The sequence below is a fragment of the Paenarthrobacter sp. Y-19 genome (genome assembly GCF_029223985.1).
Lineage (GTDB): Bacteria > Actinomycetota > Actinomycetes > Actinomycetales > Micrococcaceae > Arthrobacter > Arthrobacter nicotinovorans.
This window is the reverse complement of record NZ_CP119414.1, coordinates 3,331,611-3,348,239: the sequence shown is the minus strand read 5'-3', so window position 1 is coordinate 3,348,239 and position 16,629 is coordinate 3,331,611. Positions and strand designations below refer to the sequence as shown.

13 protein-coding genes are annotated in these 16,629 nt (G+C 64.1%); 8 read left to right on the top strand and 5 right to left on the bottom strand.

What is annotated here, in order from left to right; genetic code table 11:
• Window positions 1–151: 151 nt before the first annotated feature.
• Complete coding sequence (locus PYR64_RS15575; RefSeq protein ID WP_018778852.1) at window positions 152–907, top strand: IclR family transcriptional regulator; 756 nt, start codon at window positions 152–154, stop codon at window positions 905–907.
• 130 nt (window positions 908–1,037) lie between these two features.
• On the opposite strand, the gene PYR64_RS15570 is transcribed toward PYR64_RS15575, so the two are convergent.
• Both PYR64_RS15570 and pucL read right to left on the bottom strand, forming a co-directional pair.
• Window positions 1,038–2,540 (bottom strand): nucleobase:cation symporter-2 family protein, encoded by a 1,503-nt coding sequence (locus PYR64_RS15570; protein WP_189075433.1) that lies wholly within the window; start codon window positions 2,538–2,540, stop codon window positions 1,038–1,040.
• A 167-nt stretch (window positions 2,541–2,707) separates the two neighbouring features.
• On the bottom strand, window positions 2,708–3,622 hold the full coding sequence (pucL, locus tag PYR64_RS15565) for a factor-independent urate hydroxylase (RefSeq protein ID WP_018778854.1): 915 nt from the start codon (window positions 3,620–3,622) through the stop codon (window positions 2,708–2,710).
• A gap of 369 nt (window positions 3,623–3,991) precedes the next feature.
• Here pucL and PYR64_RS15560 point away from each other — a divergent pair, with 369 nt between their 5' ends.
• Complete coding sequence (locus PYR64_RS15560; RefSeq protein ID WP_018778855.1) at window positions 3,992–4,168, top strand: hypothetical protein; 177 nt, start codon at window positions 3,992–3,994, stop codon at window positions 4,166–4,168.
• A 172-nt stretch (window positions 4,169–4,340) separates the two neighbouring features.
• On the opposite strand, the gene PYR64_RS15555 is transcribed toward PYR64_RS15560, so the two are convergent.
• Window positions 4,341–5,273: a type IV toxin-antitoxin system AbiEi family antitoxin domain-containing protein gene (locus PYR64_RS15555; RefSeq protein ID WP_110505665.1), complete on the bottom strand. Its 933-nt coding sequence runs from the start codon at window positions 5,271–5,273 to the stop codon at window positions 4,341–4,343.
• Window positions 5,274–5,700: 427 nt separating this feature from the next.
• Window positions 5,701–6,033, bottom strand: a complete 333-nt coding sequence (locus PYR64_RS15550; protein ID WP_275776145.1) for a hypothetical protein — start codon at window positions 6,031–6,033, stop codon at window positions 5,701–5,703.
• Here PYR64_RS15550 and PYR64_RS15545 point away from each other — a divergent pair.
• The gene (locus PYR64_RS15545; RefSeq protein WP_275776143.1) at window positions 6,023–7,309 is read left to right on the top strand and encodes a hypothetical protein; all 1,287 of its coding nucleotides are present in this window, start codon (window positions 6,023–6,025) and stop codon (window positions 7,307–7,309) included. The two genes, PYR64_RS15550 and PYR64_RS15545, sit on opposite strands and share 11 nt — an antisense overlap.
• A 143-nt stretch (window positions 7,310–7,452) precedes the next feature.
• On the opposite strand, the gene PYR64_RS15540 is transcribed toward PYR64_RS15545, so the two are convergent.
• Window positions 7,453–8,808 (bottom strand): 8-oxoguanine deaminase, encoded by a 1,356-nt coding sequence (locus tag PYR64_RS15540; protein ID WP_275776141.1) that lies wholly within the window; start codon window positions 8,806–8,808, stop codon window positions 7,453–7,455.
• Between the two features lie 399 nt (window positions 8,809–9,207).
• Here PYR64_RS15540 and PYR64_RS15535 point away from each other — a divergent pair, with 399 nt between their 5' ends.
• The 5 genes from PYR64_RS15535 to PYR64_RS15515 all read left to right on the top strand — a co-directional run bounded on the left by PYR64_RS15535 (window position 9,208) and on the right by PYR64_RS15515 (window position 16,532).
• Window positions 9,208–9,699 carry a nucleoside deaminase gene (locus PYR64_RS15535; protein ID WP_275776139.1) on the top strand — a complete coding sequence of 164 codons (492 nt, stop codon included), beginning with the start codon at window positions 9,208–9,210 and terminating at the stop codon, window positions 9,697–9,699.
• Window positions 9,700–9,705: 6 nt separating this feature from the next.
• Window positions 9,706–11,289, top strand: a complete 1,584-nt coding sequence (locus PYR64_RS15530; protein ID WP_064722679.1) for an NCS2 family permease — start codon at window positions 9,706–9,708, stop codon at window positions 11,287–11,289.
• Between the two features lie 329 nt (window positions 11,290–11,618).
• Complete coding sequence (locus PYR64_RS15525; protein WP_275776136.1) at window positions 11,619–12,842, top strand: XdhC/CoxI family protein; 1,224 nt, start codon at window positions 11,619–11,621, stop codon at window positions 12,840–12,842.
• Window positions 12,833–13,768 (top strand): FAD binding domain-containing protein, encoded by a 936-nt coding sequence (locus PYR64_RS15520; protein ID WP_275776134.1) that lies wholly within the window; start codon window positions 12,833–12,835, stop codon window positions 13,766–13,768. The genes PYR64_RS15525 and PYR64_RS15520 overlap by 10 nt, the downstream gene beginning before the upstream one ends.
• Complete coding sequence (locus tag PYR64_RS15515) at window positions 13,758–16,532, top strand: molybdopterin cofactor-binding domain-containing protein (RefSeq protein ID WP_275776132.1); 2,775 nt, start codon at window positions 13,758–13,760, stop codon at window positions 16,530–16,532. Before PYR64_RS15520 ends, PYR64_RS15515 begins: the two co-directional genes overlap by 11 nt.
• Window positions 16,533–16,629: the final 97 nt, after the last annotated feature.

Below are 16,629 nucleotides of genomic sequence, written 5' to 3'. Positions count from 1 at the left end.
ATTATCTACAAAGTGGAAACACAAGCCCTTGCTTGGTCATGTTCGGTGTCATCGCAGAGGTGCGCCTCGTGCTGTATCTTGGGTGTTCTAAGCAATTCTTTTCACGATGCGGATAAGAGTTGTCGGAATCTGAGTCATTGGAGACAAGGGAATGGCTGAAAAAGCCTCCGGAGGCGTGCAGTCCGTTGAGCGCGTCTTTGAACTGTTGGAACTGATCACGGACGCGGGCGGCGATGTCACCCTGAGCGAGCTCTCGTCGTCCACTGACCTGCCCCTGCCCACCATCCACCGGCTGCTGCGCACGCTGGTGTCGCTGGGCTACATCCGGCAGCTGCCCAATCGCCGTTACGCCCTGGGCCCGCGGCTGATCCGGCTGGGGGAGGGCGCCAGCAAGCAGCTTGGCGCCGTGGCTCGTCCGCAGTTGAAGACCCTGGTGGAACGCCTCGGGGAGACTTCCAACATGGCAGTCCTCGATTCCGACATGGTCATCTACGTGGCGCAGGTCCCGTCCATGCACTCCATGCGCATGTTCACCGAGGTGGGCCGCCGCGCCCACACGCACGATACCGGCGTCGGCAAAGCCATCCTGGCCCAGCTGGACGATGAGCAGGTCCGCGGAATCGTTGCACGCACCGGCATGCCTACTCCCACGGCCAAGAGCATCGGCGATATCGACTCCCTGCTGGCAGACCTGAAGCTCATCCGTGAACGCGGCTACTCCATTGACGAGGAAGAGCAGGAACTCGGTGTCCGCTGCTTCGCCATGGCCGTTCCCAACGCTCCCACGCCCACGGCGATCTCCGTCTCCGGCCCCATCACCCGCGTGGACCAGAGCTTCGCCGACCGCGCCGTGCCCATGTTGCGTGAAGCAGCCATGGCCATCTCCGCGGAGCTGAACCAGAACTAACGCCCGGTTGGCATTTGATGGCAATGTTCCGCTGGAACATTGCCATCTTTTGTCGTCCCGCCCAGGCGACAAAAAGGCGGCAGCGTCCCCCAAGGAAACACTGCCGCCTTTTGTCATCTGCGGACCGGAGCTAGTGCTCGGACGCGCTGGATGTCTTGAGCGGAACTTCGTTGCCGTCCGCGTCGATCAGCTTGCCGTTTTCGAAGCGGTCGCCTTCGCTGAGGCACTTGATGTCCTCTTCGCTGACGATCCGGTCCGTGCCCGCGACGAACACCGACTGGTTGTCCGAGTTGCCTGCCTTGAAGTGGTTGAAGAGGATGTTCAGGATGATCGCCATGACTGCGGCGGAGCTGATGCCGGAGTGGAAGATCGTGGAGAACCAGGAGGGGAACTGGTCGTAGAACTTCGGTGCCGCAATGGGGATCATGCCGAAGCCAATGGAAGCGGCAACGATGATCAGGTTCATGTTGTTCTTGTACTCGACCTTGGCCAGGGTACGGATACCGCTGGCTGCCACCGTACCGAACAGCACGACGCCGGCGCCGCCCAGGACGGGCGTCGGAACCGCTGCGACAACCCGGCCGAGGATCGGCAGGAGACCGAGGATGACCAGGATGAGGCCGCCGGCGCTGACCACGAAGCGGCTTTTGATGCCGGTGATGGCGACGAGTCCCACGTTCTGGGCGAAGGCGCTCTGGGTGAAGGAGTTGAACAGCGGGGAGATCGCGCTGGAGAGCATGTCGGCGCGGAGGCCGTCGCCGATGCGGCGGGAGTCAACCTTGGTGTCGACGATTTCGCCCACTGCGATGATGTCTGCCGAGGTCTCGGTCAGGGTCACCAGGATGACGATGAGCATGGAGATGATCGCGGCAATTTCGAAGGTTGGAGCACCGAAGGCGAAGGGCGTGGGGAATGCCACGATGTCGCCCTGGCCAACCTTGGAGAAGTCAGCCATGCCGGCCACCAGCGCGATGATGGTGCCGATGACCATGGCCAGCAGGATCGAGAGCCGGGAGATGGCAGCGTTGCCAACCTTGCTCAGGAGGAGCACGACGCCCATGGTGGCTGCGGCGAGCCCGATGTTGGAGACGCTGCCGTAGTTCTCGGCCTTGGCGTTGCCGCCCATGGCCCAGTTCGCGGCCACAGGCATCAGCGTCAGGCCGATGGTGGTGATCACCGTGCCCGTCACCACGGGCGGGAAGAATTTGATGATCTTGGAGAACAGTGGAGTGATCGCCAGGCCAATCAGCGATGCCACGATCACCGAGCCGAACACCGCCTGGATCCCGCCACCGCCTTGGACGATCGCCACCATGGTGGAGACGCCTGCGAAGGAAACGCCCTGTACCAGCGGCAACTGCGAGCCGAACCACGGGATGCCCACAGTCTGGAGGATGGTGGCCAGGCCGCCAACGAACAAACATGCGGCAATAAGGAGGCCGATGTCCTGCGAGGACATGCCGGCGGCTGCGCCGATGATCAGCGGCGGAGCAATAATTCCGCCGTACATGGTGAGGACGTGCTGGAAGCCGTAGGCGAAAGTGCTTCCGATGGAGAGCCTCTTGTCCTCGGGCCGTTCAGGACGGTGCGAGGCGGTGGTATTCGCGGGGCGGGATTTTTTCTTGATGTTCATGGCAGACTTCCTGGGTTCATGGCAGACGTCTTCGTCTGGCTAACTGTGTCTGGCTAACAAAATCTTTGGTGTTGTGGGGTTTTTGGGGTCGGGTTTGTGTGCAGGCCTGGCCCCTTGCGGGGCGCTTCGGGGGCGGACCTGCACACAAGTCCCTGGGGTGTTGCGGTTTAGCAGAAGCCGGCGATGCCGCTCCATGCAACGGGTGCAGCCTCGATGTTCTCGCGCTGGACAGTTGCTTCGATGAGGCCGTACGGGCGGTCGGCGGCGAAGAAGACCTCGTTGGGGTTGTCCAGGCCGAACGGGCTCAGGTCAACCAGGAAGTGGTGCTTGTTGGGCATGGAGAACTTGATTTCATCAACTTCGCTGTGTGCTTCCAGGACCTTCTTGCCCATGTCGAACAGCGTCTGCTGCAGGGCGTGGGAGTAGTTCTCGGTGAAGCCTTCCAGCAGGAGGGCCTTGATGTCGTCGTAGCTCTTGTTGAAGTCCGTGCCGGCGACGTCCAGGTTGGTGTTGTAGCGCCAGCGGGCGGATACGTCGGTGGCCAGGATGCGGTCGGTGGTCTCCGGCAGGGTGGTGTACTTGTCGCGCGGGTAGCCGACAAAACCGGACTGCGTGGTCTTGAGGACGGTCAGGTCCTTGAGGCCGGAAATCACGTGCGTGGTTGCGCCATCACGGACGACGACGGCGGTACGCACCTCCTGGCCGTTGCGGACGAAGCTGTGGTCGTGTCCCTCGCCGTGTGCCTGGATGCGGTCCCAGCTGTAGGCCTCGGCTTCCCAACGGCCGCCGGTGACCCAGTCGAATCCCCCGGTGAAGTGGTCCGCGAGGCGCAGGAGGAAGGATTCGGGCGAGCCGATGCCTTCACGGGCAAACGCGTAGACAGTGTTCTTCTGGGTGTCCGTGGCAACGACGTGGCCGTTGTCGCCCTGAAGGTGTGCGGCCTGGAAGTCGCCGCGCAGCTGCGAGGTGACGTTCAGGTCTTCGATGTGGTGGCGGTCCGTATCCCGAGTGACCTTGACGACGCGGACTTCTGCTTTGCCGTACTGGTTTTCGCCGAGGACGATGTTGTTGCTCATGGTCATATCCCAACTTCTGTGAGGTGGAACCTACGTTCCATCAATGAAATTAAGCGCGTGTTTCCACTGCGTTTCTGGTGGAGCCGACCCAACAAAAAAGAGCCGGCATCCATGGATGCCAGCTCATTACGACCCTGCCTGCTGCTCTCAGGTTACGTGACCTACGCCACGAACTGATTCGAGAGTAGCGCATGTTTTCGGGTTGTGTATATGGCTTCCCGGTGATCGTTATGAACTACCCGAATGTGACCGGGGCAACTTTATTCGGCTTCTCCGGGGGTCTTGACGGACGACTCGCCCGCTGCCTAGACTTTCCACATAACAATAAAAGTTTTCCGAAGAGCGGAAACTGGGCACGAGAAAGAGGAGGAACAGATGGACTCGAAGGATACGAACAGCGTCGTGGAATTCCCGGCGCCGGGCCAGGAACTGTACCTGCCCTTTGGTGCGACAGATCCGGACTTCTACATTCCGGCCGACTGTGATCGCAAGGCCGGCGGGTTCTCCCGTTGGCTGCGTGCGCTTCCTGTGTTCGGCCGGCAGCGCCCCTGATCTGCAACAGGGGCGCGGACTCTGCGCAACAGAGCCAACGGCGGGCGGCACCTGGGGAGGTGTCGCCCGCTTTGTTGTGCCCGGACGCGCTTGGTTCTCCCGCTGCTTCGATGCTTCGCTGCACAGTGTGCCGTGCGCAGCATCGAGTGTGCAGCGGACCCCCGAACCGGGTTCAACTCCGTTGCCGCAGCGCACGAAGGACCCGCATTTTGAACTCCTGTTCCCGGTGCAAGTCCCGCCAGCGGACGCGGATGAACGTCCAGCCGAGCTCCATCAAGGCCTTCTCGCGCAGCCGTTCCTTGTACAGCACCTCGGCCGTGGGTGCGTAGTCGAAGTACTTGACCTTGCCATCAAACTCCAAGGCCACCTGCTTTTTCCGCCAGGCAAAGTCCAGGCGATGATCTCCCTCGGCTGATGAGACCCTGACCTGCAGCTCAGGCATCTCGATCCCGAGGCGTTGCAGGAGCTCACGCGTCAATGTTTCGCCGGGAGATTCCGACCTCGCATCCGCGTTCTCCAGGGCTCTGCGTAACGAGAGGACTCCATGGCGTCCCTTGAGGAGGGCGCACCTTCGCCGGATTTCCCCGGCGTCAGCGCCTTTTCGCAGGGCGTGGTCCATCAGCACCAGGGATTGCTTGTCATTGAGTATGAGGCAGCTATCCACCACAGTTCGTTCCAGTGAGGTGCAGGGCATGCCCCTTACCGTCTGGACGTCGCCCGCCGCCAAGGTGCGGGTATGCGGCACGACGTCAGCTCCGTGGGACGTGGAAGATGCGGTGGTTGGGGTGGTGATGTGCACCCGGTCATCAACGTTAAGGAGAAACAAGCCATGAAGTCGCGCCGCCGAAGTGTGGCTGTAGACGAAGCCGCGTGCCGACGTCGTTAGTGTTCCGTGGGCGTGTGCGGCGATCAGCTGCAGGCTCCTTACGGCGGGTTTTTGAGCTGCCCAGGTACTGCCCCTGAGATAGCACCCCCTGCGAAGCCTCACCAGCTCCCCGCTCCGCACCAGGGAAGCAATTCTCCTGTCGTTGAAGCCGGCCTGGTGGAGTTCGTTGGTTCGCCATAAATCCATGCCTTCCGGTAACTGCCGGGATTTCGTCGTCATCAAAACAGCCTCGATTGCGAGGGCTCCCACGAACAGTCGCGGGTTGTCCTATGTGGAAAACCCGTTTCGTTGCCCGGCTGCAGCCTGTGCCGTGCGCGCGGCACGTTGTGCGGCGGGGCATCGAACCGGTCGGATGTGGGTGCGTCACATTCAGTTCAGATGTGGCCTGCGTCACGTAAGCTGGGCTGGCGGCCGCCCTCCGGGTTCTTCAAAGGCCGTCGCGACCCCACGACGGGCCGCACATGCGGGCTCGATGACGCCGGACAGAAGTCCGCACGCGTCGCATTGCCGCAGGTCGGGCAAGGACAGGCGCTCGTCATCGGGCTGAGCCGGGACACGGATTCCCGGCCGATAATCCCTGCGCTGCAGGAGACAAAAGAGAAGCCGGGAGTGGGGATCCGGCGCCACGGCAGTCCGGTTGCGGCTGCTACCCAAAGGAAAACAATGTCATGAAACCCACCATCATCACGCTCGGGGCGGTGCTCGCGTTGGCCCTCGCCGGCTGCACGGACCCCGGCACGCCCCTGCCCACGGAAAGCCCGACGGTCACGTCGACGGCGGAACCCACCTCAACTGCGACGGCGGAACCTACGTCAGAGCCGACGTCGACGGCGTCGCCCACGTCAACTGCGACGGCGGAACCTACGTCAGAGCCGACGTCGACGGCGTCGCCCACGCCGACCCCAACAATGACGGCCACGCCCACGCCGACCCCAACAGTGACGGCCACGCCCACGCCGACCCCAACAGTGACGGCCACGCCAGCCCCAACACCAACCCCAACCCCCACGCCAACCCCAACGCCAACGCCAACCCCAACCCCCACCACGCCCCCGGCCACCGGCAGCCTCGCCAACCTGCCCAGGGTCCCGTGGGACGGCGGCCCGGACTACTGGAAGCAGTTCCCGAAGGCCGATGCGGCCGGCTGGGATGATCCGGCGTTCCTGCCCATCGTCGTCTGGTACGGCTCGCCCGGAAGCGACGCGCAGCTGAAGTACGACAAAGCGCTCGGGATCAACACCTACGCCCAGGGCAACCCGGCGACTCCGTCCGCGGGCATCACGGCCAACGGCATGTTCACGTTATTCTCGCCCAACGACGCCCCCGCGGATTGGGCCAGTCAGGTGGGAACGCTCCTGGACGATGAAGTGGATGGCCGGTTCGACACCGCCTCGGGCCTGGCGCACATGCGTTCACTGGCCGCCCAGTTCGACCCCGCCAAGACAGGCCGGTTTACCTACTCGAACTGGACTTCGGGGATCGTTACCTATGACCGGTCCATGGCGTTCAGCGCGGACTATTACAACACGGCCAATGTGAACTCAGTGGACCAGTACTTCTACGCAGTACCGCAATGCGACTGGGGCGACAACCAGCTCCGTTGGCGTACACCGGTGGGACAGACCCCGATCGTGACATCGAACTGCCGTACGGCGTCGAGCTACGGGAAGATCATTTCCCTGCAGAACGAGGTGAACGCGGCCCGCAATGTGCAGGCTCCCATCTGGGCCCTGCCAACCGTGGTGTCCACGGGCGGCTCCACCGGTGGTTACAGGCAGCTCACTCCGGAGCAGACCAAGGCCCAGGTGTGGGCCTCGATCATTCATGAGGCCCGGGGCATTGTCTGGTTCAGCCAGTCGCCGGACCAGCAAAACATCAATGACTGCATCAGTGGTGACGCCTTCGCGGACGCACGGCTCAGGGGCACCGCATGCCTCAAGGACCAGGTAGCTGCAGCCGGTGCGGTGAACAACCAGATCAAGGCCCTGGCGCCCGTGATCAATACCCAGTCCTATGTATGGGACTTCGGTGACGGCATTGATTCGATGCTGAAGGTCAAGGATGGATCCGCGTACATCTTTGCCATGGGCGAGGACGGCACTACAGGTTCCAGGACCTTTGCGCTTCCCTCAGGGATCACCGGCACGCAGGTGGAGGTTGTGGGCGAGAACCGGAGCATCGCGGTGCAGGGCGGGAAGTTCACGGATTCCTTCGCCAATGAGTACACGCACCACGTCTACAAGATCACGGTCTAGCCAAGGCCCTTCGCGTCATCGCTGGAGAATGACGCGCGGGAACATCGGCTGAACCCGTTTCGTTGGCTCACTGCGCACTGTGCCGCACGCACGGCACAGTGCGCAGCGAAGCCACGAATCGGGCCACCGGAGAGGCCGTAAAGCTATCCGGCTACGAGCTTCCGCGCCGCAGCCGAGTGTTCGGCGATCAGCCCGGCCACGTCAAGGTCGGGTATCGCCCCGTCCACTACGCGCCACTGACCGCCAACCATCACGCGGTCTGCCCGGTCCGCGCCGCAGAGCAGCAAGGCGGCAACGGGATCGTGGCTGCCGGAGAACCGCAGCTCATCAGGCTTGAACAAGGCCAGGTCGGCCTGGAGCCCGGGAGCCAGCTGCCCGATGTCGGAGCGACCCAGAACAGCTGCGGATCCCCGTGTCGCCCAGCCCAAGGCACGCTCCACGGGCACGGAGGCGCCGTAGCGCAGGCGCTGCAAGTACAGTGCTTGCCGCGCTTCGAGGATCATGTTGGAGGCATCGTTCGACGCCGATCCATCCACGCCCAGCCCCACCGGCACACCCGCTGCCTCGAGTTCCAGGACACGTGCGGTCCCGGATGCCAGCCTCATGTTGGAGGTGGGGCAATGCGCGACGGCGGTTCCGGCGGCTCCCAGCCTGGCGATCTCCTCGTCATTGAAGTGGATGCCGTGTCCCAGCCAGGTTCGGGATCCCAACCAGCCCACCGATTCCAGGTAATCCACGGTCCGCAGGCCGAACATGGACCGGCAGAAGTCCTCCTCATCGATGGTTTCCGCGAGGTGTGTATGGAGCCGGACGTCGAAGCGTTCGGCCATGGCGGCGCTTTCGGCCATGATTTCCTTGGTCACGGAGAAGGGAGAGCACGGTGCCAGCGAGATCTGCACCACGGCTCCATCGCCGGTCTCGTGGTACTGGCGGATCAGTCGTTCGCTGTCCGCGAGGATCGCCTCAGGTGACTGGACCGTGGTCCTGGGCGGCAGCCCGCCGTCGTCCTCTCCCAGGGTCATGGACCCGCGGGTGAGTGTCGCCCGCATGCCCATGGAACGGACGGCCGCGACCTCGATATCAATGGCGTCTTCCATGCCGTCGGGGAAGAGGTAGTGGTGGTCGGCGGCCGTGGTGCAGCCGGAGAGCAGCAACTCCGCCAATGCGACCTGCACCGCGAGTTCCAGGCTGCGGGGCGTCAGCCGTGCCCACACCGGGTAGAGATTTTGCAGCCATGGGAACAATGGCGCATTGGCCACGGGACCCCAGGCGCGCGTGAGGGTTTGGTAGAAGTGGTGATGGGTGTTGATGAGGCCGGGAAGGACCACGTGTCCGGACGCGTCAAAGACGGTGGCAGGGGAAGAAGGTTGGCCGCCCGAGGGCACCAACTCCACGATTTTCCCGTCGGAAACCACCAGGCCGCCGCCGGCGTCGAGGTCGTTTGCGGTGAAGATGCCCAGCGGATTCCTGATCCACAGCCGGGAGGGGGATTGCGACATAATGGGTTCCTTGTCTGGTCGGCGTGTTCGCGTTCCAGCTCAGTTAGGCCCTGTCTGCTGATCCAGGTTACGCGCCACCAAGGGCGTCGTTCAGAAAAGCGTAGAAGCCCCGACGGCGGCAGTCAACGCCCGCGGGCAGTCACATTTGGCCTGCACCCACCCGGATTAAGTAATTTCGTATGACGAAATTAAGTTTTCAAAAAACTATGGCGCGGCTCACAAACGTGGTGCTACGCTCTAACTGCCAAAGGCGGGCACCCGGACTTCGGGAAGCTATCTACCAGGCGCAACTTAACCTTCATCGCACATGCTGAAGCCTGGTAACCGAGCTGACTGGAGCTCTTTTTGCAGCGCCCCCAAACGGTCACCCGGCTTCCACAGCACTAAGGAAGTCGCAACATGAGTACAACCGTCACGGCCGAGCAATTCCTGGCCACATCCATTGGGCTGGCTACAGCCAATGTCCTCAACAGTGGGGGCCCGTTCGGGGCCGTCATTGTCACCGCGGACGGACGAGCCTTTGAAGGCGTCAACCGCGTTACCGCCTCGAACGATCCCACCGCACACGCAGAAGTCACGGCCATCCGCAACGCCTGCCGCGAACTGGGAACCTTCGATCTGAGCGGAGCAACCCTCTACACCAGCTGCGAGCCATGCCCCATGTGCCTGGCTTCCGCGCTCTGGGCACGCGTTGACCGCGTGTTCTTTGCCGCAGACCGTCACGACGCCGCATCCGGCTTCGATGACGCCGTCTTCTACGAGTACTTCGAGAACGACAACCGGGACGCGCTGATGCCGGTAGCCAAGCTGGAACTGGGCGACCCCCAGGCTCCGGAGGCCCTCCAGCCGTTCAACACATGGAACACGCTTGATTCCAGGATTGATTACTAGGGCCCGGTGGCTGACATGAACATCCTGGACAACGCAGAAATGCAGACAGCAGCTGAAAAGCAGGCTGCGCTCTTCCCCGAGGGAAGCAAAGGCGCAGAGCCCACAGCCGCAAAGCACACGGCAACCGGACAGGCCAACGGCAACAGCAAGCCCCCGGTGTCGAACTCCTTCCTGGACAAGTTTTTCCAGATCTCCAAGCGTGGATCCACGCTGGCCCGTGAATTCCGGGGCGGCCTGGTCACCTTCTTCACCATGGCGTACATCGTCATCCTGAACCCGCTCATCCTGGGCGGTTTCTCCGCAGAAAACGCCCCGACGGACGTGGCCGGCGGTTGGCTTTCGGCCGCCCAGGTCGGTGCCGTCACCGGCTTGACCGCAGGGGTCATGACCATTGTTTTCGGTCTGATCGCCAACCTGCCGTTCGGCCTGGCAGCAGGCCTGGGCATCAACTCCTTCCTGGCGGTAGCAGTCATCCAGGAAGTCACATGGCCGGAAGCCATGGGCCTGGTGGTCATCAACGGCATCCTGATTGTCCTCTTCGGTGCCACTGGTGCCCGGACGGCGATCTTCAAGGCGGTCCCCAAGGAACTCAAGGCCGCCATCACCGTTGGCATCGGCCTGTTCATCGCCTTCATCGGCTTTGTCGACTCCGGTTTTGTCCGTCCCACCGCGGGCGGCCCGCCGGTCCAGCTGGGCAACGATGGATCCATCACCTCCATCCCCACCCTCGTCTTCATTGTTGGGTTGCTGGCCATGGGCATCCTCGTGGCACGCAAAATCCAGGGCGGCCTGCTGATCGGCATCGTCGCCACCACGGTCCTTGCCGCTGTTGTCGAGGCCATCTTCCACATCGGACCCGGCACCGCGGACAACCCCGGCGGTTGGCACCTCAACGTGCCCATCCTGTCCAGCCAGCTGGTGTCCGTTCCGGACCTCAGCCTGGTGGGCCAGTTCGACCTCTTCGGTTCGTTTGCCCGGATTGGCGGTCTCGCCGCCACCATGCTGGTCTTCACCCTGGTGTTCACCAACTTCTTCGACGCCATGGGCACCATGACCGGCCTGGCCAAGAGCGCCGGCGTGGCACACAAGGACGGCACGTTCCCCAAGCTGAAGTCGGCCTTCATCGTTGAAGGCATGGGTGCAGTGGTGGGCGGGGCAACCTCGGGTTCATCCAACACCGTGTACATCGACTCCGCAGCCGGCATCGGCGAAGGCGCACGCACCGGCCTGGCCTCCGTGGTCACCGGCCTGCTGTTCCTGGGCTCGATGTTCTTCACACCGCTTACCTCGGTTGTCCCGCTGGAAGTGGCTGCTGCGGCACTGGTGGTGGTGGGCGCGATGATGATGGCGCAGATCCGCGAGATCAAGTTCACCAAGTTCTCCATCGCGCTCCCTGCGTTCCTCACCATCGTGACCATGCCGCTGACGTACTCCATCGCCAACGGCATCGGGGTCGGGTTCATCTCCTTCGCGGTGATCAGCGCAGCCTCGGGCAAAGCCAAGAAGGTCCATCCGCTCATGTGGGTGGTCACGGTTGGCTTCATCATCTACTTTGCCCGCGGACCCATCAACGCCCTGATGGGCGTCTGACCGGGACCGCACCCCGCGCCGGCGGGTCCCTTCCGGCACTCCGATCGACGGTCCGTCGGTACCCACCGCATGAATAGGCGTCCGTCGTCGTGGTCCCTCTCACCAGGCACGACGACGGGCGGCGGCCGGACGCCGACGCTCCGTCAGGGAACGGGGGCAGGGAGATGAAGCCCTTGCCCCCGTTCCTATGAACACTGACCGATTGAACTCTTACTGAAAAACCGCGACTACCCCTCAACTTCCTCCGGAAATGAGAATATGGGGCAAGATCGCGCACTGCTCCGGCTGGGCCATCCCGGCCGGGACACCTGGAAAAAGGACGTGTTGCCATGCTGGATCTGATGCCTTCACTGGGCAGCTGGCGGCCTGCGGTCTCCGGCCAACGACTGGCCGTGGCCACGATCGTAGGGAGCGGCGGTTCCGTGCCGCGGCCCTTGGGGACCTCCATGATGGTCTCCGAAAACGGCGAAATCCTGGGCAGCTTGTCCGGTGGTTGCGTTGAAGGCGCCGTCGTGGAGGCGGCGCTGGAAGCCATGCGCGCCGGCGGTCCGCGCCTTGAGTCCTACGGCTTCAGTGCCGAGGACGCGTTCGCCGTCGGACTTACCTGCGGCGGCGAGCTGGAAGTCCACATCCAGCCTTTCGGGGCCGGCGCGCCGGAACTGTCATTGTTCGCCGGACCGCAACGCCCGGCAGCCCTGATTCGCCGGCTCGATGCCAAGGGCGGAGTCATGGTGGTGGATGACCCTGTGCGGTTCCGGGCCATGGAGTCGCAGGAACTTGCCGTACTGCTGGGCGACCACCCCTCCACACTTTTTGCCGCAGCTGCCCAGGTGGAGCCACTGCTCCAGGGCGGCCGGGCGGGCCTGGTCCGGCTGGCCCCGCCGGAAGGATGCATCGACGGATGGGTCACCACCGAAAGGCTGGCCGCCCCGCCCCGGGAAGAAGAAGAGCCACAGCCCATCACGTTGTTCGTGGAAAGCCGCTTGCCGGCGGCACGGATGATTGTCTTCGGAGCCAACGACTTCGGCGCCGCCCTGTTGCCGGCCGGGCAGCTCCTTGGCTACAACGTCACCCTCTGTGATGCCCGGCCAGCGTTCGCCTCCCAGCAGCGTTTTTCGGGTGCAGACCAGGTGGTCACCGACTGGCCGCACCGTTACCTCGAGTCCGAGGCAGCCGGTGGGCGACTCGATTCCCGCACCGTGGTGTGCGTCCTGACCCACGATCCCAAGTTCGACATCCCCTTGATCCAGGCCGCGCTCCGGCTGAACCTGTCCTACGTCGGTGCCATGGGTTCGCGCCGCAGCCACCGCCAACGGGTGGACGCACTCCTGCAGGCCGGAACACCTTCCGAAGACCTGGACCGCTTGCATTCGCCCATCGGGCTGGACCTCGGCGCCGTGACTCCAGCCGAAGTAGCCGTCTCCATCACAGCCGAAATCATCGCCGGGCGCGGGACCAGTCACCACAGGGAAAGCTTCCCTTCCCTCAAAGACAGCACCGGTCCGATCCACCCGGCCCCCCGACACCTCACTCAGGAGGACCCATGGACATGAACACCATCGAGGCCGTGGTCCCCACCACGGACCCCGCGCAATGGCGTGAAGGCGATGCCTGGCTCGCCGGAGGCACTGTCCTCTTCTCCTACGGGAGCACCGTACTCACGCGGCTGCTGGACCTTGGCCAAGCCGGCTGGCCGGCCATCACCGTCACCGATGACGGGATTGAACTGGCCGCTACCTGCACCGTTGCGGAGCTCTATGCCCTGCCGCTTTCCGCCGGTACCGCGGACCGTGAGTGGCCGGGACTGGCACTGATCCGGCCGTGCTGCGACTCGTTCGTGGCGTCGTTCAAGATCTGGAACATGTCCACGGTTGGCGGGAACATCTGCACCGGGCTGCCGGCCGGGCCCATGACGTCCCTCTGCGCAGGACTGGACGGTACGGCAACCATCCTCAGCCCTGACGGAAGCAGTCGGACCGTTCCGGTGGCAGACGTTGTGGTGGGCGATATGCAGACAGTGCTGGAGCCGGGGGAGTTGCTCCGCAGCATCCACCTCCCCGCCGAAGCGCTCTCCGCCCGGGTGGCTTTCCGGCGTTTGTCCCTGAGCAACCTGGGGCGCTCCGGAGTGCTGCTTATCGGCAGGCTCGACCCCGTTTTTGGCCTGGTCATCACCGTCACCGCAGCCACCAAAAGGCCCGTACAACTCAGGTTCCCCGCCGGCCAGGTTCCGGACGCAGCAGCGCTGGCCCACGCCGTCGGGCATTCCATTCCCTGGCAGCTGTACCACGACGACATCCACGGGCTCCCGGCATGGCGCCGCGACATGACCCTCAAGCTGGCCGAGGAGATCCGGGCCGAGCTGCTGGATGAGTCGATGACGGTGTCCGGCGATTTCTGGCCGCCGCATGCCACTTCGCCCCAGCCGTCCACGCAACCCGAAACGTCAGGCACCCACAAGGAGGCCTCCCATGGCAATTGAGATCAACGGCGCCGCCGCGCAGGACGCCCCCCGCCCCGGCCAGTGCCTTCGTACGTTCCTCCGGGAGCAAGGCAACTTCGGCGTCAAGAAGGGCTGCGACGGCGGTGACTGCGGTGCCTGCACAGTGCACGTCGACGGCACGCCCGTACATAGCTGCATCTACCCGGCGGTCCGTGCCGAGGGCAAAGCAGTCACCACCATCGAGGGCCTGGCCACGGCCGATGGCCTGCACCCTGTGCAGGAACAGTTCCTGGAGGCGCAGGGTTTCCAATGCGGTTTCTGCACCGCCGGGATGATGATGACGGCAGCCACGTTCGACGACGAGCAACGCGCCAACCTGCCCCGCAACCTCAAGGGCAACCTGTGCCGCTGCACCGGCTACCGCGCCATCGCGGACGCGGTCTGCGGCCACGGCGGCGTTCCCGCCACCGCAGCTCCCGTTCCCGCCACGCCCGGCCAGCTCGGGGACAACGTCCCCGCACCCGCCGGCCAGGCCGTGGTGACAGGCACTGCCCGCTACACCCTGGATGTCCCGGCTGAACAATTGCCGGGCCTGCTGCACATGAAACTGCTGAGGTCCCCGCACCCCCACGCGCGGATCGTGTCCATCAACAAGGCCCCCGCGCTGGCGGTTCCGGGCGTGGTGGCTGTCTTCACCCACGAGGATGCCCCGCAGCAGCTCTTTTCCACGGCGCAGCACGAGAACTTCACGGACGATCCCGACGACACCCGAGTCCTGGACGACGTGGTGCGGTTCATCGGGCAGCGGGTGGCCGCTGTGGTCGCCGAATCCGTGGGCGCGGCTGAGGCCGGGGCCCGTGCGCTGGAGGTGCAGTACGAACTCCTGGAGCCGGTTTTCACTCCCCAGGAAGCCATCCTCCCCGGCGCGCCGGCCATCCACGGTGAGAAGGACGGCGAAGCGTCACGCATCTCCCGTCCGCTGCAGAACGTGGTGGCCGAGGTCCATGCTGAACTTGGCAGCGTGGCTGATGGTTTCGCTGCCGCCGATTTCATCCACGAACACACTTACCAGACCCAACGCGTCCAGCACGTGGCCATGGAAACGCACGCCTCCTTTGCCTGGCTGGATGACGATGGCCGGCTGATGGTCCGTTCCTCCACGCAGGTTCCGTTCCTGGTGAAGCGGACGCTGAGCCGTCTGTTCAACCTGCCGCCGGAGACCATCCGCGTGGTGGCCGGTCGTGTTGGTGGCGGGTTCGGCGGCAAGCAGGAGGTGCTCACCGAGGACCTCGTTGCCCTTGCAGCCCTCACGTTGAAGCGGCCCGTCCAGCTGGAGTTCACCCGTACCGAACAGTTCACCGCAACCACTACGCGCCACCCCTTCACGATTCACCTGAAGGCCGGCGCCAACAGGGACGGATACCTCACCGCGCTGCAACTGAACGTCCTCACGAACACCGGCGCCTATGGAAACCACGCTCCCGGCGTGATGTTCCACGGTTGCGGCGAATCGTTGGCCGTGTACAAGTGCGTGAACAAGAAAGTGGATGCCCACGCCGTCTACACCAACACCGTTCCTGCCGGGGCTTTCCGTGGTTACGGGCTGAGCCAGATGATCTTCGCGATCGAGTCGGCCATTGATGAACTCGCAGTGGGCATCGGCATGGATCCCCTGGAGTTCCGGCTCAAGAACATGGTCCGGCCCGGCGATCACATGCTGTCCACTACGCCCGAGCCGGAAGAAGACGTCCACTACGGGAGCTACGGCCTTGACCAGTGCGTGGCGTTGGTGCGCGACGCCCTGGACCGGGGGAAGGAACGCTACCGTGCGGCAGGGCTGGACAACCTCGGGCCGGAATGGATGGTCGGGGAAGGATCGGCGTTGTCCATGATCGACACCGTGCCGCCGCGTGGCCACTTCGCCCACACCCGGGTGAGCCTGGAGGCGGACGGAAGGTTCGCCGTCGACGTCGGAACTGCGGAATTCGGGAACGGCACCACAACTGTCCATGCGCAGCTGGCTGCCACCGCGCTGGCAACCTCGGCGTCAAAGGTGACGGTGCGACAGTCGGATACCGACCTGGTGGAGCACGACACCGGCGCGTTCGGTTCAGCCGGAACAGTGGTGGCCGGGAAAGCGACGCTGGGCGCTGCGCTCGAACTCGCCACCCGCATCCAAACAGTTGCGTCCTCGCTGACCGGTGCGCCCCTGGGCGATTGCCGTCTGGTGGACGGAGCCGTGGAGTGCGGCGACCGCTCGGTGCCGCTGAAGGACATCGTCGACGCCGCCCGGCTGCAAGGCGTTCGGCTCGCCACGGATGGGAACTGGGGAGGGACGCCGCGTTCGGTGGCGTTCAACGTCCATGGTTTCCGCGTCGCCGTGAACAGGGGAACGGGGGAGCTGCGGATCCTGCAAAGCGTGCAGGCAGCTGACGCCGGAGTGGTGGTGAATCCGCGGCAATGCCGGGGACAGATCGAGGGCGGGATCGCGCAGGCGCTCGGCGCGGTGCTGTACGAGGAAGTGAAAGTGGACGACGCCGGACGGGTCACCACGGACATTTTGCGGCAGTACCACATCCCGTCGTTCGCGGACGTGCCCCGGAGCGAGGTGTACTTCGCCGCCACCAACGACTCCACCGGTCCGCTGGGTGCCAAGTCCATGAGTGAGAGCCCGTTCAACCCGGTGGCACCCGCACTGGCCAACGCCATCCGCAACGCAACGGGCGTCCGCTTCGGTGAGCTGCCCATCGCGCGGGACAAGATCTACTTGGCCCTCCGCGACCGGACCACTGCGCCCGTCTAACGAGGCAGCCCGATAACCGGGCAGCCCGCTAAGCCAGGCAGCCCGCTAACCCAATCAGGGGGCAGCAACGTCGGTATGAGCCTTCATGACGACGATT

Bases quoted from the DNA above. Each gene is read 5' to 3' on its own strand.
- PYR64_RS15575 (WP_018778852.1), top strand. From the start codon at position 152: ATGGCTGAAAAAGCCTCCGGAGGCGTGCAGTCCGTTGAGCGCGTCTTT.
- PYR64_RS15570 (WP_189075433.1), bottom strand. From the start codon at position 2,540: ATGAACATCAAGAAAAAATCCCGCCCCGCGAATACCACCGCCTCGCAC.
- pucL (WP_018778854.1), bottom strand. From the start codon at position 3,622: ATGACCATGAGCAACAACATCGTCCTCGGCGAAAACCAGTACGGCAAA.
- PYR64_RS15560 (WP_018778855.1), top strand. From the start codon at position 3,992: ATGGACTCGAAGGATACGAACAGCGTCGTGGAATTCCCGGCGCCGGGC.
- PYR64_RS15555 (WP_110505665.1), bottom strand. From the start codon at position 5,273: ATGACGACGAAATCCCGGCAGTTACCGGAAGGCATGGATTTATGGCGA.
- PYR64_RS15540 (WP_275776141.1), bottom strand. From the start codon at position 8,808: ATGTCGCAATCCCCCTCCCGGCTGTGGATCAGGAATCCGCTGGGCATC.
- PYR64_RS15535 (WP_275776139.1), top strand. From the start codon at position 9,208: ATGAGTACAACCGTCACGGCCGAGCAATTCCTGGCCACATCCATTGGG.
- PYR64_RS15525 (WP_275776136.1), top strand. From the start codon at position 11,619: ATGCTGGATCTGATGCCTTCACTGGGCAGCTGGCGGCCTGCGGTCTCC.
- PYR64_RS15520 (WP_275776134.1), top strand. From the start codon at position 12,833: ATGGACATGAACACCATCGAGGCCGTGGTCCCCACCACGGACCCCGCG.
- PYR64_RS15515 (WP_275776132.1), top strand. From the start codon at position 13,758: ATGGCAATTGAGATCAACGGCGCCGCCGCGCAGGACGCCCCCCGCCCC.